At 49.9% G+C, this 24,996-nt stretch carries 15 protein-coding genes; 9 read left to right on the forward strand and 6 right to left on the reverse strand.

Features of this window, described 5'->3' with window-relative positions; translation table 11 throughout:
• Positions 1 to 46: 46 nt before the first annotated feature.
• The 4 genes from AC0KUT_RS02945 to AC0KUT_RS02960 all read right to left on the reverse strand — a co-directional run bounded on the left by AC0KUT_RS02945 (position 47) and on the right by AC0KUT_RS02960 (position 6,344).
• Positions 47 to 814: a polysaccharide lyase family 20 protein gene (locus tag AC0KUT_RS02945; RefSeq protein WP_488833375.1), complete on the reverse strand. Its 768-nt coding sequence runs from the start codon at positions 812 to 814 to the stop codon at positions 47 to 49.
• A 153-nt stretch (positions 815 to 967) separates the two neighbouring features.
• The gene (locus AC0KUT_RS02950; RefSeq protein ID WP_488833376.1) at positions 968 to 2,584 is read right to left on the reverse strand and encodes a hypothetical protein; all 1,617 of its coding nucleotides are present in this window, start codon (positions 2,582 to 2,584) and stop codon (positions 968 to 970) included.
• A 27-nt stretch (positions 2,585 to 2,611) separates the two neighbouring features.
• On the reverse strand, positions 2,612 to 5,194 hold the full coding sequence (locus tag AC0KUT_RS02955) for a LamG-like jellyroll fold domain-containing protein (protein WP_488833377.1): 2,583 nt from the start codon (positions 5,192 to 5,194) through the stop codon (positions 2,612 to 2,614).
• Between the two features lies 1 nt (position 5,195).
• Entirely contained in the window at positions 5,196 to 6,344 is a 1,149-nt protein-coding gene (locus AC0KUT_RS02960; RefSeq protein ID WP_488835825.1) for a hypothetical protein, read from the reverse strand.
• Between the two features lie 622 nt (positions 6,345 to 6,966).
• On the opposite strand from AC0KUT_RS02960, the gene AC0KUT_RS02965 reads away from it, so the two are divergent.
• The 9 genes from AC0KUT_RS02965 to AC0KUT_RS03005 all read left to right on the forward strand — a co-directional run bounded on the left by AC0KUT_RS02965 (position 6,967) and on the right by AC0KUT_RS03005 (position 20,640).
• The gene (locus tag AC0KUT_RS02965) at positions 6,967 to 9,777 is read left to right on the forward strand and encodes an HzsA-related protein (protein ID WP_488833380.1); all 2,811 of its coding nucleotides are present in this window, start codon (positions 6,967 to 6,969) and stop codon (positions 9,775 to 9,777) included.
• Positions 9,778 to 9,800: 23 nt separating this feature from the next.
• Complete coding sequence (locus AC0KUT_RS02970; protein WP_488833381.1) at positions 9,801 to 10,601, forward strand: SH3 domain-containing protein; 801 nt, start codon at positions 9,801 to 9,803, stop codon at positions 10,599 to 10,601.
• A complete protein-coding gene (locus AC0KUT_RS02975) occupies positions 10,571 to 11,230 on the forward strand; it encodes an outer membrane beta-barrel domain-containing protein (RefSeq protein WP_488833382.1) in 660 nt (219 codons plus the stop codon). The genes AC0KUT_RS02970 and AC0KUT_RS02975 overlap by 31 nt, the downstream gene beginning before the upstream one ends.
• Before the next feature lie 144 nt (positions 11,231 to 11,374).
• Positions 11,375 to 11,833 (forward strand): TlpA family protein disulfide reductase, encoded by a 459-nt coding sequence (locus AC0KUT_RS02980; protein WP_488835827.1) that lies wholly within the window; start codon positions 11,375 to 11,377, stop codon positions 11,831 to 11,833.
• Complete coding sequence (locus AC0KUT_RS02985; protein WP_488833383.1) at positions 11,830 to 12,063, forward strand: DUF4266 domain-containing protein; 234 nt, start codon at positions 11,830 to 11,832, stop codon at positions 12,061 to 12,063. Before AC0KUT_RS02980 ends, AC0KUT_RS02985 begins: the two co-directional genes overlap by 4 nt.
• Complete coding sequence (locus tag AC0KUT_RS02990) at positions 12,050 to 13,237, forward strand: DUF3570 domain-containing protein (protein ID WP_488833385.1); 1,188 nt, start codon at positions 12,050 to 12,052, stop codon at positions 13,235 to 13,237. Before AC0KUT_RS02985 ends, AC0KUT_RS02990 begins: the two co-directional genes overlap by 14 nt.
• A gap of 184 nt (positions 13,238 to 13,421) precedes the next feature.
• Positions 13,422 to 13,967, forward strand: coding sequence for a glutathione peroxidase (locus AC0KUT_RS02995; RefSeq protein ID WP_488833386.1), 546 nt, complete (start codon positions 13,422 to 13,424; stop codon positions 13,965 to 13,967).
• Positions 13,968 to 14,750: 783 nt separating this feature from the next.
• Positions 14,751 to 17,942: a TonB-dependent receptor gene (locus AC0KUT_RS03000; protein ID WP_488833387.1), complete on the forward strand. Its 3,192-nt coding sequence runs from the start codon at positions 14,751 to 14,753 to the stop codon at positions 17,940 to 17,942.
• Positions 17,943 to 18,018: 76 nt separating this feature from the next.
• On the forward strand, positions 18,019 to 20,640 hold the full coding sequence (locus tag AC0KUT_RS03005; RefSeq protein ID WP_488833389.1) for a cellulase family glycosylhydrolase: 2,622 nt from the start codon (positions 18,019 to 18,021) through the stop codon (positions 20,638 to 20,640).
• 190 nt (positions 20,641 to 20,830) lie between these two features.
• Here the strand turns inward: AC0KUT_RS03005 and AC0KUT_RS03010 are convergent, their stop codons facing one another.
• Both AC0KUT_RS03010 and AC0KUT_RS03015 read right to left on the reverse strand, forming a co-directional pair.
• Positions 20,831 to 22,261 (reverse strand): glycoside hydrolase family 30 protein, encoded by a 1,431-nt coding sequence (locus AC0KUT_RS03010; protein ID WP_488833390.1) that lies wholly within the window; start codon positions 22,259 to 22,261, stop codon positions 20,831 to 20,833.
• A 66-nt stretch (positions 22,262 to 22,327) separates the two neighbouring features.
• Entirely contained in the window at positions 22,328 to 24,934 is a 2,607-nt protein-coding gene (locus tag AC0KUT_RS03015; RefSeq protein WP_488833394.1) for a cellulase family glycosylhydrolase, read from the reverse strand.
• Positions 24,935 to 24,996 lie beyond the last annotated feature (62 nt).

The raw sequence follows: 24,996 nt of genomic DNA on the forward strand, positions 1-24,996 counted from the left end.
GCGGTGCCCATATGGGCACTGCGTTTTTTTTGCTTTTTTTAAAGGATTATAGCGATCGACATTTTTTGCCGATCTTATCCTGATTGCGCTCTAGCAGCTCAGTAAGGTTGTCTGCCTCCATGGCTGCATCAATTAAAATCACATCGACATTTTTTTGTTGATTGCGCAGTATGCCCATTTGGGTGAACATCTGTGAGTCTGCTGCATAGCGTGTTTTGAATTGTTGTTTGCCCATGTCTTTGCCATCAAACCAAACTTGTGTTGAGCCTTTGTTCGCATCGGTAGACCAGTGAATATGCATGGCGACCTTGTGCCATTGGCCGGGCTTCGCCCCTTTCTTGATCGTCCAAGCAGGTGCTGCGGCTGCGGTTTCTTGAAAGCTAAAATCAGTGCCGCTGATATTAAAGCGCAACATCTGTTGCCAGGTTTTATCCGACTCCCAATAGCCTAATTCATTGCGGCCTTTGTCCAGCGCTTTGGGCAAATAAAAACTGAAACTGAAATAGGTGTCTTTTCCCTCGCTGGTTGAACCGGTAACGGGGGTGTAATGAAATTCGCTGCGGTTTAAATCCTTGCGCCCCTTCCACAATAAATCTTCGTCACCACTCAAACTCACTTGCCCTGCATATTTGCCGTCAAAGCTGCATTGGCTATTGATGCTGATTACCCGCGGGTTGAGGAGATTGTGCCATTGGCTAAGATCACCTGTTTCAAAATCGCCTTGCCAGAGAATTTTGGCTTGAGCATTGATGCTAAAGGCGGAGCAAAAAAGGCCGGAGCATAAAAGGCTCGCTGCAAATAGGTTTTTTTTCATGGTTAAGGCTCTTGTTTATTATTGTATTGATTTTTGTTGCGGGGATTATGCATGGCTTAGCGCTATGGGGGAATGCGAAAATAAAAAAGCCGATAGATGTCTATCGGCTGAAGGGGTTTGGTTAATCACAGAGGAGAACTGTTATAACTCTGACTAGCTAGGGAAGCCAATAGTTCCATTGCATATAGGTTGAAATGCCGTGAGGCGGTCAATCATGGTGGCGGAACCCAAACCCGTACCGGGGAATAGGTTGCGCATTTGCCCCTGTTGATTGTGGAGCGCCATGTAATTGAGTATGACCGTTTCCACCAGTAAATTGACGTTGTTGCCGGCAGGGCTTGAGGATGTCTCTACGTCGCCGCTGGCGCGCATATAGCCGATTTGTTGATGCTTGCGCTGCGTGTCGCTAATGGTGGCCGGGTCGCTGCTGGTGCCCTCCATGAGTACGGCGCGGCGCGTGGGGTTGTAAACGAGGAAAAAGGCAGAGCCAGTCTGCTGGTCATCGCCAGTCCAAACGCCTTTGCCGCGGCCCATGGCGGAGTTGTCCATCATGCCGTTGCTGAATACGGAGCCGTCGCTATACACGTAGATCATAATCGGCACGCCTTTACGCGCGGCGTATTCGAGGCAGGCGCCGATACATTTACCCGCGCGTTCATCGCGCTGTTCACCGGTGGAGCGGTCACCGGTGTGATAGTCAAAACCACCCATGGTAATGGTGCCTGCGCCGGCATAGCCATTTACCACTAGCTTGGCGATTGAGGCGGTTTTGCTGAATTCGCCATCGCTGAGTACTTCGGCAAGGCTGAATACGCCATTGGCGCCGACTAAGTCAGTATCTTGTTTCGGATCTATATCGGCAGGGTTACCGAAGCGCGCGGCGAGATCGGCACTTTTCACATAGCCGCAGCGCACCAACTCTTTGAGCTTTGCATCGCGGCTGGTGCCGAAATCGCTGAGGCTATCGAGTTTTTTATCGCTGATGCGGTAAATGGATTCCATCACCTTGACGGTGTCTTCTTGCGACATCAAGTTAACCAAATCGCCCACATCCACCAAACCGGTCACATCGTTAGGGTTGTCGACCTTGGTAGGGCGCACTTCTAGATTGATCAGCGATGAGGGAGCCATAGAGTTGCCACCTGAGTCACTGGCGCGCGAACCTATGAGCGCCAACAGCGAGCCGTTGGCGCCCACACGGTTAATACCATACATGGGGTTGTGAGGGTTGTTGCCAGTATCATTTTCTGAGCGTGCAGCGATTACTGCGCCATTGGTCGTGGTCGCCGTTGTTGGGTTTATCTTGCTGGTAATGCCGCGCAGCAGTGCGCTGTCGCTGTGAAAGGCGAGCCCAAGGCTGGTATTCACTTGGGTGCCAGCGGTTGAGGTTGTGGGTGCCATATCTGCCGGCAGCCCCTGTTTGCTGTAGCCCGCTGCACTTAGAAAGTCGAGTTGGCCGCCTTTTTGGCCAATCAAAACGTTAGAGCCCGCGATATTGGCACCGCCGGCCAAATCAAAGCAAATAAACGGAATTTTGCCCGCGCCTTGCGACAGTATGCCGCATGCCGTGCGCGCTGCCGCGACGTCGGTTGAGAGGCTAACACTGGCAGCCATGGCGGGGTTGAGCATGCTCAGCAGCGAACCGCCGACCAGCGTGCCGCCCCCCAGTTTAAAGCCCTGAGCGATAAGCTCGCGGCGGGTCATGGGGCGGCGATGGTTGTTGAGCAGTAGCGGAGCATCGGGATGCAGAGGTTGTTTGTTCTTAGCCATAATGGTTTCTCGCTCAAATATTCAGTGCTATTGCAACAACATGACAGCGCTGCCCAGTGCCGCGGCACAGGTGGCTTTCACGGTGGTGAGGGTGCGATCGCTGCTGCAGTTGTTGCTGGCAACACAGCTGGTCATGCCGTCGATCAATTGATTTAGCTCTAAGCGCAGCGCAGCGGGATTGGCTTGATTGGTTAAGGCGCTATCGGGGCCGCTGCTGTTTTGCACCTCATCGGCCAGTAAGCGCTGCAATAAAGGTTCAATAATTTGGCTGCGGCCATTGGTGCTGAACGCGCTGGCGGGTGTGCCCGCAAAATTAAAGCCGCTAAAGAATGAATCGCGCAGGCTGTTGGCTGCGCTGCTATTGCCAACTAAAGCATTGCAATAGGCAACCGTTAACTGGGTTACCCCCATTTGATGGGCAGCGAGGAAACCGTCCAGGTTGGTGAGTGTGGGCAGCTGTTGTCTCACTTTGGCGTAGGTGCTGGCGACGAGGTTGGTCGTAGGCGGCACACCGGTCATAGCGGCGAGGCTGGCGTTAATTTCTGCGAAATCGCGCAGGCCCAAGTTGGGTTGGTCGGCGATGTCAGCAGCGGCTGCCGGTGGTGCTGTAACGGGTTCGGTGCGCGCGTAGTCGTTGCTGCCAATTTGGTCGAAGGTAAGGAAAAATACATCATCTTCGGGGCCAGCTTTGGCTTCTACCACAGTGCCGAGTGGCGACAAGACTTGGCGTCCATCGACTATGGCGTTAGCGTTTATGGTGGTGTTGAGGTTAGCGAACACTTGCCCACTATGCGCCTCCGCACCATTTACACCTATACGAATACCTTTAAGGGTTATGTCCGTGCTGGGAGTGGTACCCGCCAAATTGGTGAAGAAGGGCGCACTGAATTGGTAGCCGTAGTCGTCCAGTTGCTGCACTTCAAATACCAAGTAACTTTGCTCCAAATTAATCAGCTGCGAGATGTTAAAGAGCAGCAAGTAGCGCGCGCCTACGCCGACATCGAAGTTGGTTTTAATGTCCACAGGGCTCATGGCGCGTTTGTGAATGGCGAGGAAACGCACGCTGCCAAGCCAGAGGCGATTGCCTGAAACTTCATTGCCGACGACGAGCGCATAGCCGCTGTCCCAGTCTTTTAGCACCGCGCCTTTGTCAGGGTCCATGTCGCCAGTGAATTCGCCATTCACATAGACTTTGCGGCCATTGACCGGATCGAAGGTCACCACCACATGTTGCAGTGAGGCCTGTACGCGTTCATCGTTGTCCTTGGTGTGTAGCTCTTTTTCGCCGTTGGCATCGCTTTTATTGGTGCGGTTTAAGATGCTGTAGTTGTATTCGTACTGACCGAGGGTGAAGTTGCGCTCGGTAGTGCCGCCGGAGTAGCTGACAATACGGGCGGGATCGTTGTCGTTCATGCCCTGATCGACATTGTCTGGAATCACCCAAGTCTCGATGGTGTATTCGCCTGAGCCGCGAATTAAATCGTAGAGCTTTTTGCTGCCCACGGTGGTGGCTTGCGCGCGGCCATTGTTGGCGATTTTAATACCCCAAGCGCTGCTCCAAGCAACATTGCCGATAAGGTTTAGATCGGCAACGGGATCAATACCGCTGGTGTCCAAGGCTACTGTGCCCTTGCCCTGTTTAAATTCGTATTTGGCGATGATGTCGGTATCGACGCGCCCACCGCTGGTGAGTACAAAGGCATCACCAAGGCCCACGGCCTTGCTTACAACGAGTTCGGGGTCTACCTCAACGGTGCTGATATTGTTGGCAAAGCTCACAATCGCGGCCTGCATTTCATTGGCGTTAGCGGCGCAGTCATCCCAGCAGTTGTGGAAATCGGTACGCAAGCGCTGTACGAGGCGCGACGCGGCGGGGTTGTCGAGGCGAATTTTGCTGCGCGCCGCTTGGTAGGCGGCGTTAATATCGCTGCTGGCGAAGTAGGGTTGTTGTTTGGTGATAGCTGTTTCCGAGTGGCAACCAGAGCAGTATTCGGTTAGTACTGGGTGCACGGTAGCGGCGAAGTTGCCACTATCCACAGGGAAGCTTTTGCTGTTGGCAATTTCTTTGTCGGCGGGTGCCTTAAGGGTGACATCGTTGGCACTGGTGGTGCTCGGCCCGCTCCATTTACTGATCCAGCCCGCCATAATATCGCCGCAGGCGACAGGGTCTGAGGTCCAGCAGTTGTGGCCGCTGGCAACCTTGGTAACGAGGCGCGATTGGGCGGGGTCGGACAAAGTGACTAAACCATTATCAATGACCGCGGCATAGGCGAGGTTAATATCATCGGCGCGTGCAAAGGCGGGGGCTTGTGTGGTGTGGCAGCCACCACAGCGATCAGGGCGCGCGATGTTGACCCAAAGCTCGGTTTGAAACTTGGTGATATCCGAGGTTCCCGCTGGCTTTTCACCTTTGTAAACAAAGTTGTCGCTGCCGCTGACGGGCGGCGGAGGGTTATTGGGCTCTACCTTGGCGCTACTGCCGGAGCCGCAGGCGCTGAGCAACAGGCTGGCACCGAGCAAAATACAGCTATTAAGTAGCAGCGCTGCACCCTTTAGGTTTAGGTTAGCCAAGGTGCGTGTTGGTGTTTTTTTCATGAGCTGTGTGGTCATCTTATTCACCCTTGCAATAGTCGGCAGTGTCGATGAACACTTGCTTTAAGTGGTAGCCGCTGCTGGCAAATTTAGTCGTAAATTCGGCTATTTTGCTGCGATCTGCGGCATCTGCTGGCTTGCGTAGACAAACGTTGTCAAACACCTTCTCAACTTGGCAGCTGGCAAAGGCATGGCTGTGGGCCAGTTCCATATTCATGGTTTTGGCGCCAGTGCCCGCGCCGTTAAGGCTGGTATCCCAGCCGAGATGGCTGTTAATACCGGCGCGCCAATAGTTTTGCCAGTCGTCATTGGTGGTGACATAGCCGGGTTTGAAGGTGGTGCTGTTTTGCAGATATTTCTTCTCAACGCGACTGTTAGTGATGGGGTCTAAGGTGCCTGCAGCGTTGTAATGCAAGCTGCCTGATTCGCCCGTTGGGTCTGCGTCTATATCGTGTTCAAAATCATAATAGGCATAGGCCTTGGCCATAGGGTCCATGCCGTTGTGACAGCCGATGCAGTTGTTGAGGTAGACCCGGCTGTCGCCACCGGGGCTGCGGCTTACATCTTGGCGAATAAAGTCAGGTACGCGGGTGACATCGTGTACCTGTTCTAAGTCGCGGCAGAGGTGGTTAATTAAGGTGAAGCGGAACATGGCGCGGTTGGTGCCATCAATAAAGAAGGCCTTGGCGGCTGCGCGGCTGGTGACTACGCCTGAGGTGGCGTCTGCGGGCAGGCCATTCAGTGCAGTTTGATTGACAGCTTGCAGGGTGTTTTTAAGGCTCAGGCCTTGGGTTTCAAGCGCTTCATAATGCTTGTTGTCACTGGTGGAATAGGCGGGCAAACCACTGGCATTGCTGGTGTAGAGCACATCGCCATAGAGCAGGCTGCGAAAGTCGGCATTGTCGCGTACCAAACCTATCACCGTGGCGGTGTAGTCATTGAGCGGAGCGAAAATAGTGCGGTCGCGGTTGGTCCAAGGTGTCGCCAGATTTTTGAGCGTTACACTGTAAAATGCCTCGTTCTCCATGGCGATAGACACCGCATCGGCCGTTTGCCCTGCGTCAATTTTGGCTGTCATTTGCAGCAGCACTGCCTCGCTCGGCGGTACACCTGCAATGCGGTTGTGAATTTGCAGCGCCTGTTCGCGCGTGCCAGCGAAGGTTTGCATGGCAAGCAGGCTCAGAGTGAGCGCACAGGCTGGGCGCAATAGCGTCTGGCGAAAATAGATAAATAGCTGTTGGTTCACGTTTGCTCCCGCGCAGTATTACTGCTGGTCAGTGGGCTGGTGATTCGACTGCCGCTTATGAAGGAATGTATTCCGACTGTAGTGGGAATGCAGTTCCACGCCTGACGTGTGCAAGGCTCGGTGCGGCTTAAAAGTGAGTTAATCCAAAAAAATCAATATAGGTGGCTAAGTATAGGTAGCTTAGCCGTTTAAACCTATGCGGGCTTAGCCCCTTGGCTTGTCGACTGGGTCACATAATGTTTAATCGGTATCAATTTTTGGTTTTTTAGAGCAGATATCAGCTTTAATGAGCAATATCGATGAGTTTGGCATCGCCCTCAACTTTTTGGCGCTTATGTAGGTAGGCTTGGCGTCTGGGTCAACCGATGAAGCGTGACTAAATCGAGAGATTAACGGGCGTGATTCCCAGACAATGTAATGCTCTTTTGGCGGTGTGTTAACTTAGATGCTCAATGAGTTAGCTCAGAGTGACGGCTGTCATTATCATGAGCTGCTAGGCTCTCTATCTCCATTACCGATTATTGTTTTTAAAAGGCGTTAGGCTATGCAGCACGCATCTTGGGTTTCTTGGTTGCTCGGAACGCTCGTTCGAAAAAACGCCCTAACGGTGGGCACATGTTTTGTCGGTGCGTTTATGTTGGCGGCTTGTGGTGGTGGCAGCAGTGGCGGTGGTGCCAACAGCGGCAGTAACGCGGGCCAGGCCCCAGATCCCGTAGTAGCTGACTTACCTATCGCCTATGTACAGCGCCCCATTCCGCTCGATGAAGATGGGGTGGCGGTTTTTCCCAATGTATTCGAACCCTACGGCTTTAATCCTGGCGCGGAGCTAATCATTAAAGAGCGCGCTACGGCACAAGCGGCGACTATTAATGTGACCCGCGATGTATTTGCCAATGACCCTAACTTCACCCCGGCGGCGCCCAATTATGATGTGCGCGATGTTTCGGCCCATCCTGATGGCACCCGGATTATCTTTTCCCTACGTGCGCCAGCGGACCCAGATCTTGATGACGATGAGCAACCCACCTGGAATATTTGGGAATATCACCTAAAAACCAAAATTTTGCGCCGCGTTATCAGCTCCAATTTTGAGGCGGAAAAAGGCGACGACCTTAGCCCGCACTACTCATCTGATGGGCGGATTGTATTCACCTCTAATCGCCAAAAGCGCAGCAAAGAAATACTGCTCGACGAAGGCAAACCTCAGTTTGGCGCTACTACTACACAGGATGGCGATATCACCAGCCTGTTACTGCACAGCGTAAAAGAAGATGGCTCGGATATTCAGCAGCTCAGCTTCAATCAAAGCCACGATATAGCGCCCACGGTCATGCTCGATGGTCGTTTGTTATTTTTACGCTGGGAAGGTGAGCATCTCAGTTTTTACACCGCCAACCCTGATGGTACTGATGCGCAGCGCTACTTTGGTTATTTCAGTTTGAATCTAGAACCTGCGGATGCCATGCAAACGACGCCGCGCTTGTTTCGCCCTTTATTAATGCCCGATGATCGTATTGCCGCTATATATATGCAGAATGAAACCCAGTTAGGCGGAGATATGGTGCTGCTCGATGGCCGTGACACTGCCGAAGGCGAGCCCAGTTCCATTTCCATTAAGCCTGTCGATATTGCGATTGACGCAGTTTCTCTGCACGGTCGTTTTGCATCCCTTGCACCTCTTTATGATGGCACCAATCGTCTTTTGGTAAGCTGGAGTCAATGTCGCTTACAGTTGATAGAAACCTTGAAGTTGGTGCCCTGTTTGCCCGCTTACTTAGTCGATGGTGTCCCTGTCGCGGGTTACCAAGAGGCGCCGCCGCTATATGGCATTTGGATTTACGACACGGTAAATCAAACTCAATTACCGGTGGTTTTGGCGCAGGACGGCAAGTTATTTACTGAGGCGATTGCACTCGAAAAACTTATCACTCCGCCCGCGTATATTCCCTCCTCGGTGGATGTGGATTTAGCGCGGGAAAATGTCGGCATGCTGCATATTCGCAGCGTTTATGATTTGGATGGAGCCTTCAGCAACCTAGGTTTCCGCAATGTGCCAGCGAACCTTGCGGCTATGGCGGCAGCGCCCGCGAGTCAGCGGCCAGCGCGCTTTATTCGCTTAGTGAAAGCGGTGAGCGTGCCGAATGACCAGATATTGGATGATCAAGACGATAATATTTACGGTAACCTCATGAACGGCAATCGCGGCATTCAAGAGATTTTGGGCTACGCGCCCGTTGAGCCGGACGGTTCCGTCAAGGTAAAAGTCCCAGCCGATGTGGCCTTCGCATTTGAGATTTTAGATAAAGATGGCAAGCAAATTAGCGCTAATCACACCAATTGGTTGCAGTTGCGCCCCGGCGAAACCCTTGAATGCAACGGTTGTCACGATGCTAAAAAGCCAGAAGTAGTACATGGTCGTCGCGGGCTGGCACCGCAGTCGATCAATGCCGGTGCGGCAACGGCAGCCTCATTCCCTAATACCCAACGTTATGATGCGCTAGGTGCGCCCTTAGCGCCCAATATGGGGCAGACAATGGCGGAATTTGCCGAGCGCTCAACCTATTGCGAAGACCCGAGCGATGGCGGTAGCTGCTACCCTATGGCGGGGCCTGGGCAAGAGCGCAATCTGCGCACACCGGTGATGGACTTAGTCTATCGCGATGAGTGGAGCGCCCCGAGCGTCGCAAAAACACCTGCCTTCGCTTATAGATACAATCAATTAGTGCCCGGTAGCTTACCTGATGATATTCCTGCACCAACGCCGACCTCCTGCCGCGAAGATGACGGCTGGAATGCCAATTGCCGTGTTGTCATTAATTACGAATACCATATCCAATATTTTTGGGAGCGGGAGCGGCCGCCCATGACGATAGATACGGCGACGGCGACGCAGTGCATCGCCTGCCACGCGCCGACGGCTGACGTGATGGGCGTGAGTGTCACCAAGGTGCCCGATGGCCAACTGGATTTAACACGCCTAAAAGTGGCGGCCAACCGTGCAATGACCTCCTATACTGAGCTGACCCAAGGGGACAATAAACAAATACTCAACGATGAAACGGGCTTGTTAGAAGATGAACTCGTTGAAACGGGAGAGTGTAATGTCGATATCGATGGCAACCCCATAGTCGATGCAAATGGCGTCTGTACCGATCCTGTCTTGGTTACTGTGCCAGTTAGGGCTAGTATGCAGCGCGGCAGCGCGCGCAATAGCGGTCGTTTTTTCGATAAGTTTGCCGTCAATGGAAGCCACGCGGGTTTTCTTAATAACAGCGAATTAAAGTTGCTGTCGGAATGGTTAGATACAGGCGGGCGCTACTATACCAACCCGTTTGAAATGGCTATTCAAAACTAACGATTAGAATAAAGAGAGCCTGCATGTCCTTAAGTTTGTCATCAAGACGTCTCTGGCGACGCGGCGCGAATTCTTGGCAGGGGTTCTGCGCGGCGTTGGCGCTGTTGATGTGCCTGAGCCTCAATGTCAGCGCAGGTTGGTTTAGCCCCGACGAGCCCCTGCAAGTAAGTATTGATGATGCTTTCATCAATATGCACAGCGGCCCTGGGCGCGGTTACCCAATTTTTCATGTGGTTGAGCGCGATGAAATTATCACCCTGATAAAGCGCCGCACAGACTGGATAAAAGTTAAAACGAAGCGCGGTATTGTGGGCTGGATTAAGCGCAGCGACATGCAATTTACTCTTGCTCTCGATGGCAGCAAACCTGATTTCCCCACACCTGGGCGCGGCGATTACTTAGTGGATCGCTGGGAGCTGGGAATGGCCTACGGCGATTTCGCCGGTGCCGATGGTCTCGCGTTTAATCTCGGTTATCGTTTCACCAAAAACTTGTCGGCGGAAGTGCGCCTAGACGATAACACGGGCCAGTTTTCCGACAGCCAAATTGTCGCGGCAGCGGTGTTGTTTCAGCCTTTTCCGCAATGGCGCGTTTCGCCTTACTTCAGTATTGGCGGCGGCAAAATTACTACCCTCCCCAGTGCGACCTTGGTGCAAACCGAAGACCGTAAAGATAATTTATTACAAGCCAGTTTGGGTGCTTATGTGCACATCAAGGGGCGTTTATTTATGCGCGTGGAATATGCTAATCACTATATTCTTACTAGTCGCAATACCAATGAAGAGGTTAATGAATGGAAAGTCGGATTCAACATCTTTTTTTAAGCGCGCTCTTGGCTGCAGCTTGCCTGTTGGTCGTGCCCGCACAGGCGCAAGACGATGCCGATGATGACGAGCTTGAGCAAATCATTACGCCCGATATTAAACGCCGTCATATTAAAGAAGACGATCTCGATAGTGAAAACTTCGAGATGGGTGCTTTTTACGGTATTTTGAGTGTGGAAGATTTTGGCAGTAATCCCGTGCAAGGGATTAGTTTCGCTTATCACATAACCGAAGATTTTTTTGTCGAGGCAGTTTATGCCTTGAGTCGCGCGGATAAAACCAGCTATGAATTATTGAGTGGCGGCGTTGAGTTGCTCACCGATGACGAGCGCGATATCAGCTATTACAATCTCTCGCTCGGCTACAACTTTTTCCCGGGGCAAATATATATTTCTGATAAATGGACGTTCAATACGCACTTTTATTTGATTGCTGGTGCAGGCAATACTGATTTTGCTGCCAAGCAATATTTCACCACCAATGTAGGTGCTGGCGTACGCTTTTTTGCGACTGACTGGCTGGCTTTTGATTTGAGCATGCGCAACCATCACTTTACCCATGAGCTCTTTGGTGAGAGCAAAACCGTGGATAATTTGGAGTCGCGCTTTGGTTTGACGTTATTTTTCTAGCTGTTTAGTTTTTTTGGTTGGGTTTTCAATGTTGGTGAAGTCTACTCTTTGTTGAATAAACGCTCTGTTTCTTTGGTTGAATCGCGTGGAGTTATAGTGATGAAGTTTATATCCTCTTTCGTTAAAAAAAGTATCGCGCTCGGCATGGGTGCACTGCTAAGTACAATGGCCTTGGTTGCAGTGGCTGAGCCAGCGCCCGATTTTACACTGCAAAGTAGTACCGGTGAAAATGTGCGCTTGGCTGAACAGCGCGGCAAGGTGGTGATGTTAAATTTCTGGGCATCGTGGTGCGGCCCTTGTCGTCAAGAAATGCCTTTACTCGATGCCATGCACAAACGCTATAGCAGCGCTGGCTTGCAGTTTTATGGCGTCAATGTGGAAGAAGATAATAGCGATGCCAAAAAGCTCATAAAAGATTTGGGGGTGAGCTTCCCGGTATTGTTTGATCCGGAAAGTAAAGCGAGTCAACTTTACGGTGTAGATGCTATGCCGACGACTGTGTTGATCGATAAAAAAGGTCAAATTCGCTATGTGAATCGCGGTTACAAAGCGGGTGATGAAAACAAATACCGCGATCAAATTCGGGAGCTTATTCGCGAATGAAAGCGCGTCGCCTCTTCGTTGTAGGTTTGCTCTTGCCGTTGTTGGGCTTGGCCGCGTGTAGCCCTATTAAACCTTGGGTGAAGCCCTATGAACGCCAAAATATTGCGGATGAGTTAATGAGTTTTGAGCGCGACCCTGTTGCCAGTTCTTATTTGCATCACGTGTACGATGCGCGCGAAGCGGCGCGCGGTGGTGATGGCGCATCGGGAGGTGGCTGTGGCTGTAACTAAGTATCTAACGGGAATTTTACTGCGCAGCTTTATCTTGAGCAGTGTGAGTTGCAGCCTATTGGCTGCAGTCTTGCCTGATGAGCGTATCGATATGCTCTACCACGGCTATGATGGCGGCGGTGCGCAAATTGACGGCCCTTCAATTCTTGTACGTAAAAATCTCGGCACCTCGGTATCTGTCTCTGCCAATTATTATGTGGACATGGTGTCCAGTGCGTCTATCGATGTAGAAGCGACGGCTAGCCCCTATACCGAAGAGCGCAAAGAGCAGGGCTTTACCGCTCAATACATGATTGATCGCTCCACTATTAGCCTTGGTTATACTGCGAGCAATGAGAATGACTACGCGGCCAAAACTTATAGTTTGGGCATTGACCAGAGTTTTTTCGGTGATCTCACCACCTTGGGTTTCGGCGTGAGCTTTGGGTCAGATATAGTAGGGCGTAACATAAAAGGCGTACCAGACCCTGACTTTAAATTAGATTTGCAACGCCGCAAGTACAGCATTAACGCATCGCAAATCATCACCAAAAATCTGTTGGCCTCGATTAGTTTTGATAGCGCGACGGATGCATGTCTCAATATTCGCGATGATGAAAGCTGTTTAAACAATCCCTATCGCTCAGTGCGCTTTTTGGATCAGTCTGGGGGCTATTCCTATCAGGCGGAAATGTACCCACATACCCGCAGCAGCGACGCCCTCGGCTTGCGCGCCTCCTACCACTTGCCCTATAGCGCGACCATTCAAACGGAGCTGCGAAAATTTACCGATAGCTGGGGCATAGAAGCGAAAAACGCGCAAATTAAATATGTGCATCTCTACAGCGATCATTGGGTTTTTGAAGCTAAGTACCGCATTTATAGCCAAACAGCGGCAGATTTTTACAGCGACCTATACCCCTATCGCGATGCGCAAAACTTTTTAGCGCGAGATAAAGAGCTGAGCCCTTTTTCATCCACCACGATTGGCTTGGGAGTGACCTATAAGTTACCTGCGGGCTTCATCCCTTGGTTTGATAAGAGCACCGCCAATTTATATTGGGATAGGTTTGATATTCAGTACGATGACTTCCGCGATGCGCGTGTGGCTGCGACAGATTTCAGCCCAGGTACTGAGCCGCTTTATAGTTTGCAAGCGGACGTTATTCGCTTTTATCTCTCCTTTTGGTTTTAACTCGTCGCCCTTAAGTTAAAACTACATCAGCCTAAGGCCCGCACAGGGCTTTAGTGTTTACATTGTCTTAATACTTGGGTTGGCCTTGAAATAGCCACAAGTGATCCAAATTATCATCTTTAGCATATAGTCCTAGTCGAAACTCTATTACGTCCTGAATCTAACACCAATATCGAGGTGAATTGTGAAACTCTTAAACCCGCTCATTAAAATAGCTACATTTGTCGCTGTAGGCTTTTGTAGCCTTGCGGCCAGTGCTTGCCCTGACTACATCAAGGGCGAATACCGCAAGTTGCACTCAAAAGAGTCGGTAAACCTTTGCCAGCTCATGGAAAATAAAGCGGTATTGGTGGTGAATACCGCCAGCCACTGCGGCTTTACTTCGCAATTTAAGGAGCTAGAAGCCCTGCATAAAAAATACAAAGACCAAGGTTTGGTTATTGTGGGTTTTGCCAGCGATGACTTTAAGCAAGAAGCCAAAGATGAGGAAGAGGCAGCTGGTATTTGCTTTTTAAACTACGGTGTGACCTTTACCATGCTCTCGCCAACCCATGTAAAAGGCGAGGAAGCAAACCCACTGTTTAAAGCGCTTGCCGAGCAATCCAAACCGCCAAAGTGGAACTTCAATAAGTATTTGGTGGGTAAGGATGGCAAGCTGGTGGAGTATTTCGGCAGCATGACCAAGCCGGATTCGCCTGAGCTTGCTGCGGCGATTGAAACCTTGCTCTAGCACCTCTTTTAGCTGCTCGCTCAGTTGGCATCTCATTCGATGAGGTTCTAACTGTGGCGGGCAATAGTCAGTGGAACACCTTCATTTCCTGCGCTCCCTCATTGTTACTCTTTCAGCTTTCTTTCCGCATTTATTGCTTTCTCTTCACTTCTCTTCTATTACTTTAGACGCTGCCTTTTTGCTTTACCTCCTAGTTTGCTTATGTCCCTAAATTGGCTGCATTTACACCTATTAATGATTCCAATGGTAACAAAGTGGATAAATCTTATAAATTGTTTTGTCCTTAATGGAACTTTTCGAATGTACCTTTTGTTTGGTGTATTCCATCTATCCTATTGATTTTAATTGGTTTTATTTGGCTTCAGTGATGTGTTTTAGCTGGTTGTTGGTGCTTGCTTACTAATCAGCCTAGGTAAATAAAGTTGTTTTTTGTGTTAATTACTGTATTTTTGGTTATCCCTAATGTTACCGATTACATTTATTGTTTGAACTGGTTCGGGAGTGGGCCTGTCTTGAGCTTATTTGGTCTTGAACGTTCTAATTAGGTCGGGCTTAGTGCTCGGTGGCAGTGCTTGGCGTTGCTGTTTTTGATTAGCGGATCAAGGCCCTTATTGAACCCATAAATAACAACAATGTAATAGCAAGTCGTGTAACTAAATTATTTGGCGCAATGAATCATTTGCCCTAAGCCTGCGATGAGGTTTTGCGCTGCTCTTTCACTCTTTTAAAAATAAGAAATTTCACTATTTAAAATAATTAGGTAAAAAAATGAGGAAGCTAGGTATGTTCAAAAACATTCACTTAAATACCGCTAGAAATCGCTTGGCCTTAGCGATTAGTTGCGTTTTAGCCAGTGGCAATCTTTATGCACAAGCGCCTGCGGCCACCGATGCGACGGATGAAGTTACTGAAGAGGTTCTGGTACTCGGTGTTCGTGGATCGCAAGCCAAGGCGATTGATATTAAACGTCAATCTTCCGTAGTGGTTGACTCCATTGTGGCTGAAGACATCGGCAAGCTGCCAGATACAACGATTACCGATTCTTTGCAGCGCGTTACCGGCATTCAGATTAAGCGCGAAGCAGGTGAGGGCACCACGCTCAATATCCGCGGTATGCCACAAGTACTGACTACGCTGAATGGTGAACAATTTTTAAGCCCTTGGTCAATCACTGGCATTCAAGCAAACTTTTCCGACGTGCCCGCGAGCATGATTAGCGGTGTGGATGTATATAAGTCGCAAGCGGCTAACAATTTGGCAGGCGGTATTTCGGGTGTTGTAGATCTCAAAACCTTAGATCCATCAACCTTAGAAGAAGGCTTTACCTCACGCTTGCGCGCTGAAGGTGGCATGGGCTCGCGTTCAACAGAAGAATACAACCTTGATGGCACCACAGGTTCACGCAGCCCTGACTACAGCTTGGCATTAGTGCTGGGTTTTAATAATGGTGACAATTTTTCTATTCTCGGCAACCTCTATACCGCTAATTCTTATGCGGCGAATTACTCTATGTGGGAAGAGCAAAACTTAGGCTTTCTCGATAGCCAAGGCGGCAAGCCCAATGGCGATTTAGAAAACCCCTACGGCAAAATGATTGCCGATCCAAATGATGCCACCAAGATGATTCGCGACCCCAACTATGTGGTCAATGATTGGTACTTGGTTCCCAATGAATTTGGAGCGAAAAGTAGTTTTGTGGAACGCGATCGCAACGGCGGCTCCTTAACGGCGAAGTATGATTTTAATGAAAACTGGTCGGCACGCGCTGATGTGTTCTATACCGAGATGGATAAATACGATCGCGGTGTAGGTGCTGGTTTTAATGGTAAGCACACGCCTAACTCGTTCCAAGTTAACGGTGTAGGCGCATTGCATAACGAGCAAATCTTTGATGTGTTGCAAGCCGGTAGTGTTGTGGGTGAAGGCCATCCATTCAGCTATACCGACAGCAATGGTGTTGCACAAACTGTGAACATACATGCAACCAAAGTAGCCAATGTTTGGGCTGCAGATTTCCAAACCACCTCTTCTAGTGAAATTGAAAAAACAGCTGCCTTGAACAGTAATTTCCAATTGAACTACACCAACAACGAAAATCTAGAAGCCAGCGTACGCGTTATTCATGCCGAGGCAGAAAAACAATATCGCAAGGCGACTTTCCAGCAAGGTACACCTGCTTGGTTGTGGGTTGATGAAGATGAGATCTCTGGTAAAGACCCGGTAGATGGCTACCATGTAACCGTTGACTACACCGGTGAATATCCTAGCTTTAGTTATACCGACGACTTGTCGAGCGCAGACTTGTTGAAACAGTATCAAGGTTTTGCGGAAGGTACCAATACTGACGCAGAATTAAATGTATTGCGCGGCGATGCTAAATTTAGCTTCGATGGTGGCTTTGTAGAGTCGGTCGAAGGCGGTTTGCGTTACTCCGTACGTGAAGCTAATCACAATAAATTTTACTATGTGACCCCAACTGGTCGCTACACCGACTGGGAAGACTCGCGCGTTCCTGTTGATAAGCGCTATAAATTATTGCCTGGCAACTTGATTTGGCAGAAGTTTCCTAACTGGATGAAATTTAACTATGCGGAAACTAATCCAAGTTTGATCGATATTGGTGGCTTGCAAGACAATGGTTTCTCTGCAGCAGATGCTATGCCCTTCACCGATTTTGGCCCAATTAAAGGCTTTGAAAAAGGCGTAGCCTCGTTGAACCCAGCCGCTTGGGATAATCCCTATGCCTTTATGAATCGCCTCTATCCTGGAACGCGTACTGTTAATGACCCAGGCTATACCTATGGTGTAGAAGAAACGTCTACCAGCGCCTATGCGCAAGTTAATTTTGGCGATGAATCTACGGGTTTGTTTGGTATCCCCTACAAGGGCAATCTTGGTCTGCAAGTCGTGAAGACCGATCGTTCAGTCGATAAGAGTGTCGTGCCAGATGTTTTGGATTCCTTTAATTCAATTGGCTACGACGATTGGCAAAAAATTGCCTACGTATCTGAGACTGCTACTACTGAAAATAGCAGCACAGAAGCCTTGCCTTCATTCAATATTAACTTCTTCCCTGCAGATGATGTAGTTGCACGTTTTGGCGTTGCAAAAACCATGACCCGCAACGATTTGGATGAAGTCGGTTCAAGCATGGCGCTATGGTACAGCCAATGTAATAAAACTGATGAAAATGGTGAGGCCGTAATGGTCATTGATCCATCCAATGGACAGGCGCGTCAGGCTCAAGTGGGTTGTATTGGTGGTGGTGACGACAGAGGCAGAGTTGATATTAAACCTTGGTTGTCGACTGTCTATAACAGCTCCGTGGAATGGTATTTCGATGAAAGCGCAATTCTCGGCGTGGGCATGTTCCTGATACAAGTGGATTCTGCTGTAGAAAAATATCAAGAGGCGCGTAGCTTCTTGGATCTCGATGGTATAGATCGCGGCCGTATCGCCAATATTTACACCACGCGCAATGTTGGCGCCTCCGATTTGTATGGTATTGAGTTCGGCTACAAGCAACCCTTCACTTTCCTGCCGGGTGAGTTCCTTAGCTCAACCGGTATTGAATTTAACTATACCTATTCCCACAGCGAAACATCTGAGCAGGACATCATGGGCAACTATTTGCCACTGCCGTCTAACTCACAAAATCAAACCAACTTGATTCTCTGGTACGACCGCGCTGGTTTGAATGTTCGTCTTGCTTACAACTATAGAAGTGCTGAATTTACTGAGCGTAAAGGTGTAACCACCAATGTGGCTGTGATGCAAATGGCGAACTGGGCAGAGCCTGTTGGCTACTTAGATTTGTCTATCAGCTATTGGCTTAACGACAATGTTAGCTTCTTCCTGAATGGCACTAACTTGACTGAGCAAAGCAGAAAAAGCTATTCGCAGTATCAAGATCAATTTGCTTCATTGTGGGTGCAGGAAACACGCTACAGCGCAGGTGTGAATCTGTCCTTCTAGTCCGTTGAATACATTTGAATAGCCAGACGCACTGCCCAAGCAGTGCGGTGCGAATAATAAAATTGTGGAGAATGAAATGAAAAACAAATTTACGCTATTGGCGCTGATTACCAGTGCTGGGTTCTTATACGGATGCGGTGGCGGCAGTATGCTCGGCACCTCTGATGCGGAAGACTACAAGCTCACCCCTGACGTGGTCACTGAAGATCCAAACCCCCTGCGCCCCACGGCAGGTTTGCCCGTGTTGCGTGCAAGTGGCGGCGAGATTACATCTAACGGTAATGTGACAACTTTCCACGGTATTAATTTACAGTATGCCGAAGATGCACTTAATCGCTTTAGTGGCATAAAGGCGATTAGCGAAACAGGTTCGAATATTATTCGTATATCGCTTTTGCCTACTACTACACCAGATGAGTTGGAAGCGGCTTTAGTGTCGGCTACATCTAACAATCTGTTTGTAATTCTGAGCTTGTCTGACCCAGCGATGAACTGCAGTGATGATGACGCACTTTTTTCAAGTGCTGTTCAAACCACTTGGCTGAAAACCTTTTTGCCGGTGATCTATCAGGATCGTTTTCAAAACAATCTCATGATCAACATCGCCAGCGGTTGGGGCCCTAAGGACATATTCAACGCGACCAGCGTTGGTTACAAAACCTATATAGACAACTACAAAACCGCTATTCGCGCGTTCCGTAAAGCGGGCTTTCAAGTGCCGCTAGTGATAGATGCGCCCTGTGGCTCAGACTACTACGCCTTTGATTCGGATCGCGGTAAGGAGTTGTTGGCGGCTGATACAGAGAAAAACCTTGTGTTAGCAGTGCATGCCTACGGTTCTTACTGGAATACCAGTGCCAAAATAGACAATGCATTTGCAGTACTGCGCAAGCAAAAAATGCCTATCATCATGACTGAGTTTGGCGGTTCTGGTGTTGGTGAAAAGCCTGTTAAGCATAAAGAGATTTTGGAAAAAGCTGCAGGTGACTATGCATTCACCGTTACTGTTCCCTGGAAAGATGCCGCCGATAAAGTTGCCTTAAATGTACCTTTCGACGGCCCTATCGATGTCAGCAATACCGATATTAGTTTTGATGTGTGGTTTGATCAAGCCTATGTCACCGATGGCAACATGGGTTTCCAAGTATACCTGCGCGATGAGAATGGTGAGTATGCCAACCTCGGTTGGAATGGTGTGGGCGGGCAAACACCTAACGCGTGGAATCGCATCAGTGCAACTGTTAAAAACAAAGGTTCTTTCGGCTGGGCGAGTGACGCATTCAATATGCAGCGTGTAACTAAAATCGGCTTGGAGTTAATATCAAATGGCAAGGTGCCCAGTGTTGTAGGTGCCATTAAATTTGATAACTTTAAAGTGATTGAAGGCAGCGGCGCGACAGAATTGTTGAACGCAAACTTTGAAAGTGATATTGGTGGTTGGGAAACCGCGTGGGAAGGTACCGGCGTTGCCTTGGTGGCGGGCGAAGGTGTTGGTTTAACGCGCGCTACCGGTAAAGATCAAATTGTAGCTATTTACAAAGGTATTACCGGAGTAGATTTCACTAAGCCGATTCAAATCACCGCTAATATTTATTTCCCTGCGGGTTATGCCGGCTCTTGGGCCTATGGCAAACTTTTTAACAGTGAAGGTGAGTGGATGACCACCAGCGATCTAGGCAATATTACCTACGGTGCGTGGAATGAAATGATCGTCACGGCTGATTTTGGCGCTGCAGGTGCAGGGCTTAGCTCATTGGGTATTCAAGTGGGTAATTTAGGCGTCGGTGATGCTACGGCCAATCCAGATTTTTATGGTGCAGTTATCATTAAAGACTTGGTGATCAGTGGTGTTGCTGCCAACAACGCGTTTGAACTCGGCACTATCTATAAAGGCACCTTTGATATAGATGAAGATAACTGGGTTGCGTATAGCTGGGGCGATTCGGCTAACGTAGTTGCAACAGATGGCACATTGAACATTACCGCGAAAGATTTTGCGGATCGTATTGATGTTCAGCACAAGAACCCCGCGAAAATTGAAGGCTTGAATTTTAACGATCCCTTTACTTTCAAAACCCGCGTATTTATTCCTGAGTATTATCGTGGCCTGACTACCTTAACCATGCAGTTTTATTTGCAGGATGCGAACTACTCACATCACTTTGATGTAGTTAATAAAACCTATGATGATCTAGTGATAGGCGACTGGAATGATATTGAGGTTGTGGTTGCTTTCCCCGAAGGTTTTGAGCGCAATGCGTTGCCTAAGAACATGGGCTTTAGTTTTGCGACCAGTCTTGATGGCGCTGTCGAAGGTCCAGCAATGTCTAAAACTGATCCTATCAAAATTGACGAGATTGTATTTGAAGGTTTAATACCGGTAGAGAAAGAAGAAGTGGTCAAAGCACAAGTTGATTTCTTCTACTCACGTCACTTTGAAGAGCTGATGGTTGATTACACCGAAGGTGTGATTCTGCCAGAAGATTTAAATGCGACAGGCTCACCGGAATTGCGCAGCAAAGGCTTCAGTTGGTTGGCTTGGTCATGGTATGGCAACTCATCAGAAAATGCCGCTTGGGATATGACCAAAGCAGTGGATGATGCAATGGCCTTAACCGAACGCGGTGAAGACATAGTGCACGGTAAAGGTGGCTTGAGATTCTATGCCCCTGAAGTGACTGAAACTGCACCAGAATAAAACGCTGTAGCATGCTGTAAACACCACTGCGCTTAGGTTTTATCTTGGCGTAGTGGCTGTGTAAATACAGCGAGCTGCGAATTTAGCAGTTTTTATACAGCGGTTCTTAGTAAACAAAAATGCCCCTCGTTTATGACGAGGGGCATTTTTTATGCAAAGTAAAACGTAATTTTATCTGGCTTGTGAATTGTTAGTACACCAACGTCTGCATAGCATGTGCAGGAATAGTAATAGTCGTTTCTTCGTTGCCTATATGAAAGCGGTAGTTTACGGCGGCATCGCTGCTGTTCATGACTACCGTGGCGAGGCTGTTGTCGGTGTTTAGCCAAGAGGTGGTTTGTAGCACGCTGCGGCTGCTGGCGGCGCTTACGCGTTTTGCGTTGGGGTGAATGAATTTAGAGAAATGACCCAAGTAATAATAAGTTGGGGTGTAAATTAGTTCGCCGTTGTTTTCATGGATAGGTGCAAAGCAAAAGTTGCCGACGTGATTGGGGCCGCCGGTGTTGTTGAGCAAAATATTCCAGTCGGTCCAGGCCACGGCGCCGGCGTTAAAGTCGTTGATTATAGAGTCGCCATAGCGCTCGGCGTTGGGCCAGTATTGAAAGCGCGTGGGGTCAAATTTTTCTACGGTGGCTTCGGTAAGCAATAGGTTTACCTTGGGGTAGGCCTTGGCCACTTCAGCTACATTGTTGTACATGGGTTTGCCGCCGGTCCAGGTTTCGTACCAGTGGAAGCCTACACCCCATACATATTTTGCGGCCTCTGGGTCGCCCAGAATAGTATTGGCGCGGTCTACTAATAAATCGCGGTTGTGATCCCAGACGATAATTTTTTTATCGCCTAGTCCCTCTTTAGCCATGACGGGGCCTAGGTGATTTTTTAAAAAGTCGCGCTCTTCGGCGGCGGTGTAAATCATCGACTCCCAGGTTTGTTTGGCCATGGGTTCGTTTTGAATGGTAATACCCCAAATAGGTATGCCCGCCTGTTCATAGGCTTTGATGAATTTAGTGTAATAGGTCGCCCAGGCATGGTTGTATTCTGGCAGTAGTTTTCCACCTTGCAGCATATTGTTGCTGTCTTTCATAAACGCCGGTGCGCTCCAGGGGCTGGCGTAGGTGGTGATGTTTCCACCCGCGGCTTTAATGGCCGCCTTAATCATGGGGATGCGATATTTTTTATCGTGTTTGATGTTAAAGGTTTTTAACTCTTTATCGCCTTCGTCAATGTAGGTGTGGCTGCCGCTGGCAAAGTCTGAGCTGTGAATAGTGGTGCGCAGCAAGCTGTAACCTATGCCGTCTTTTTTATCGTAATAGGCGCGTAAGAGTTCTGCTTTTTTGGTGCGATTTAATTTGGCAAAGGTCTCGGCGCTGGCATCGGTAATGGCGCCGCCCATGCCTAAAAACAATTGATATTGCTTGGCTGTGTTTACATAAATTGCAATGTCAGTTTCAGGCATCTGTTGTGCTTTTTTGAAAATAAGTGTGTTAGTTAAACTGAGGCGCTGCTCTGTGTCTTTGGCGGTGGTGTAAACGCTTAAGTGTTTACTTTCTGCTGCCTGCAACACTCCGCCAGCCCCAGTTATTGCCAGCGCGACGATCAATTCTTTTAGTCTGTGGCTCATAGTTAGTCTCTCTGTTTTTTTGGTTTGTTGCTATTCGGGCTGCTTGGCAGCCCGAATATTTTTGGCTTACTGCTTTTTAATCTCGAACCAGTTGAAGTTCCACTCCTTGCCTATAGAGCGAAAGCGCAGTTGATGGTTGCCCGCACTCAACGCAAACACGGCGCTGGTTTTGGTGATGTAGGTTTGCCAGCCGCCGGTTACGGCCAGGGTTTGGGTGTCTACCACCAGATCATCAATTAACACCTCAAAACCGCTGCTGCCATTTTGGCTGGCAAGGCGATAATCAATGGTGTAATTGCCCGCGGTTACCGCCTTAATGCTGAACTCGATAAAATCGCCCGCTTCAAAATGACCTACATTGAGCCCGCCGCCGCTATCGCCTGTGGTCTCGGTTTGCACGCCGCTCATGGCGGTGAATTTTTCTGCCTCGATTTTGGCGGGCACCGACACGAACAGTAGCTGGGTGTTGGCGGGTTCGCTGGCATAGCCCTCGGCAATCGCATTTTTGGCGGTCACTGAGTAGTAGTAGGTTTCCTCCAGGCTAATGCCGGTATCGGTATAGCTGGTTGTACTTAAGCCCTCTGCTAGCAGTGTGCCCTTGGCGCCCGGGGTGGTCGCGCGGTAAACGCTGTAGCTGAGGTCGGCGCCCGCGAGCGGCAGCCAACTTAGGGTGACATTGCTACCGCTTTGCACCAGTGTGGGTTTAGCGGGGCGCGCGGGGTAATCAAACACATTGTTGTGCTCGCTGGTGACTAACCACTTGGCTAGGCCGCTATTAACATCGTAGCCAACTTGGCCGTAGCTAGTGAACAGGGCCTCAATCTCGGCGATGGGGGCGCTGCTAAAGTCCACTTTACCGGCGCTATCCACCACATCTTTATTGGCTTGGGGGGCTGTTTCTAGCAAATAGATTTCGGCCCAGGTGTTCAGGCTGCTATTGCCTTTAAAGACGCCGTTGAAGGCGTAGCTTTGGCCTCCGGCTAGGGTGATTTGCTGGTAGATAGCACCATTGATCTCGCCAGTTACGCCCGCCGGGCGGCTGATGTGCAGGTGGGCACCCTGGCTGCCGCTGGGGGCTTTGCTGCTATCGAGCGCATTGTAGTTGTAATCTACGGCGCCACTAATGCTCAGCTCGGTCCAGCCGCTGTTGCTGCCGAAGCCGCCATTGACGACGACCTCTTCGTCAGTGGCGGTGTTTTTCAGGCTGATGCTGTCGTAGCTCACATCTGGGTAGGCGCCATCGAGCGCGCCGGTTTTGATCACTAGGTAATAGTTTTTGCTGCCGGTGCCGCTGGTGGTAATGGTGCCCGCTTTTTTGGCGCAGGCCTCGGCGAAGCTGCTGTCCCAGTTGTTGCAGTCCCAGGTGCTGGCTTTGGTGATAAGACCTAGGCCGGTGTCCAAGCTGGTATTGATCTCATTGGTGACCATACCCCAGGTGCCCTTGCCCTGGCCGCCCGCAATACTGACTAGTTTGTAGGACCAGCTGGTAGAGGCCCAGTTATAGCTGGCGTAGGTATCATAGGTGGCGCGCCCAATTTTGCCGCCCAGCTCTAAACCGGCCGATTGCCAGGGTTGGAATTCGCCCATAAGCATAGGGGTTTTGAGCGCGGTGAGTTTGTTGTCCCAGTCGCAGACACCACTGGTGCCGCTAGCGCCACACTTGAGCCAGTCGCGGTGAATATCAAAGTGGCTGTCGCCGGGTCTATCGCCAAACAGGCCGGGGTAGGGGTGCAGCTCAAAGGCGACATTGGTCATACCCTTGGCCACTGGGTCGCCATAAACCTCGATATCGCCATAGTGGCTGGGCAGCATCACTATGTGTTTGCTGTCGATCTTGCGAATAGTCTCGTAGAGTTCAGTCACGCGCGTGGCCATGTCTTGGGCGGTTGAACCCCAGGGCTCATTGAGCGGGTCATAGGCGGCAACGGCGGGTTCATCCTTATATTTGGTGGCTATTTGCTCCCACAACCACTTGGTGCGGTCTTGGTATTCGGCGTTAGTCCAGTATTGGTTTTGCCCTGAGCAGCCAGTGTGGTCGTTAGGTGTTTGGCCGCCGAGTGCGCCGTGTAAATCCAAAATCACATAGATACCGCGTTTTTTCGCTTCGGCGATTGACCAATCCAAGTAGTGCCAAGCATCGGCGCGCAGAGTGCGTGGATTTTTTTCGTCCTCGATCACGCTCCACAATATGGGCAGGCGTACAACATTGAATCCGAAGGCTTGCAGCTGATCCCAGTCGCGCTCTTTTATCCAGTTGTCGCGGAACAATTTAACCAAGCGCTCTTTTTCGGCGTAGCCGAAGCGCTCGGTCAGGGTGCTCTCCAGCGTACACTGGTCAACAACACCATTGCCGCCTTGGCCCATCATCCAATACTCCTGCACCAGCCAATTGCCGAGGTTGGTGCCCTTCAGCAATATTGGCGTGCCGCTCGCTTTCACCCACTGGGTGCCTTGGGTTTTAAGTTGGGTCATGCCCTCTGCGGGTGCGCTGCTACTGACCGCGCTAGCAGAAGAAGGCGCCACTGATGCAGCCGCAGAGCTGAGCGGGCTGGATGATTTGGTGCCGCCGTCACCGGAGCCACTGCCGCCGCAGGCGACAAGGCTGAGAATACAGCAGCTGAGTAGGCCGGTTTTAAAATGTTTGAAAGGCTGTTTCGCGTTGCGATGGGTCATAGCAAAGTCTCTTATTTATATGGGGGCTTATTATTAGTGGCGCTGTTGGTGCGCGCCCCAAG

The organism is Cellvibrio sp. 25HG11W-0, from assembly GCF_057815475.1.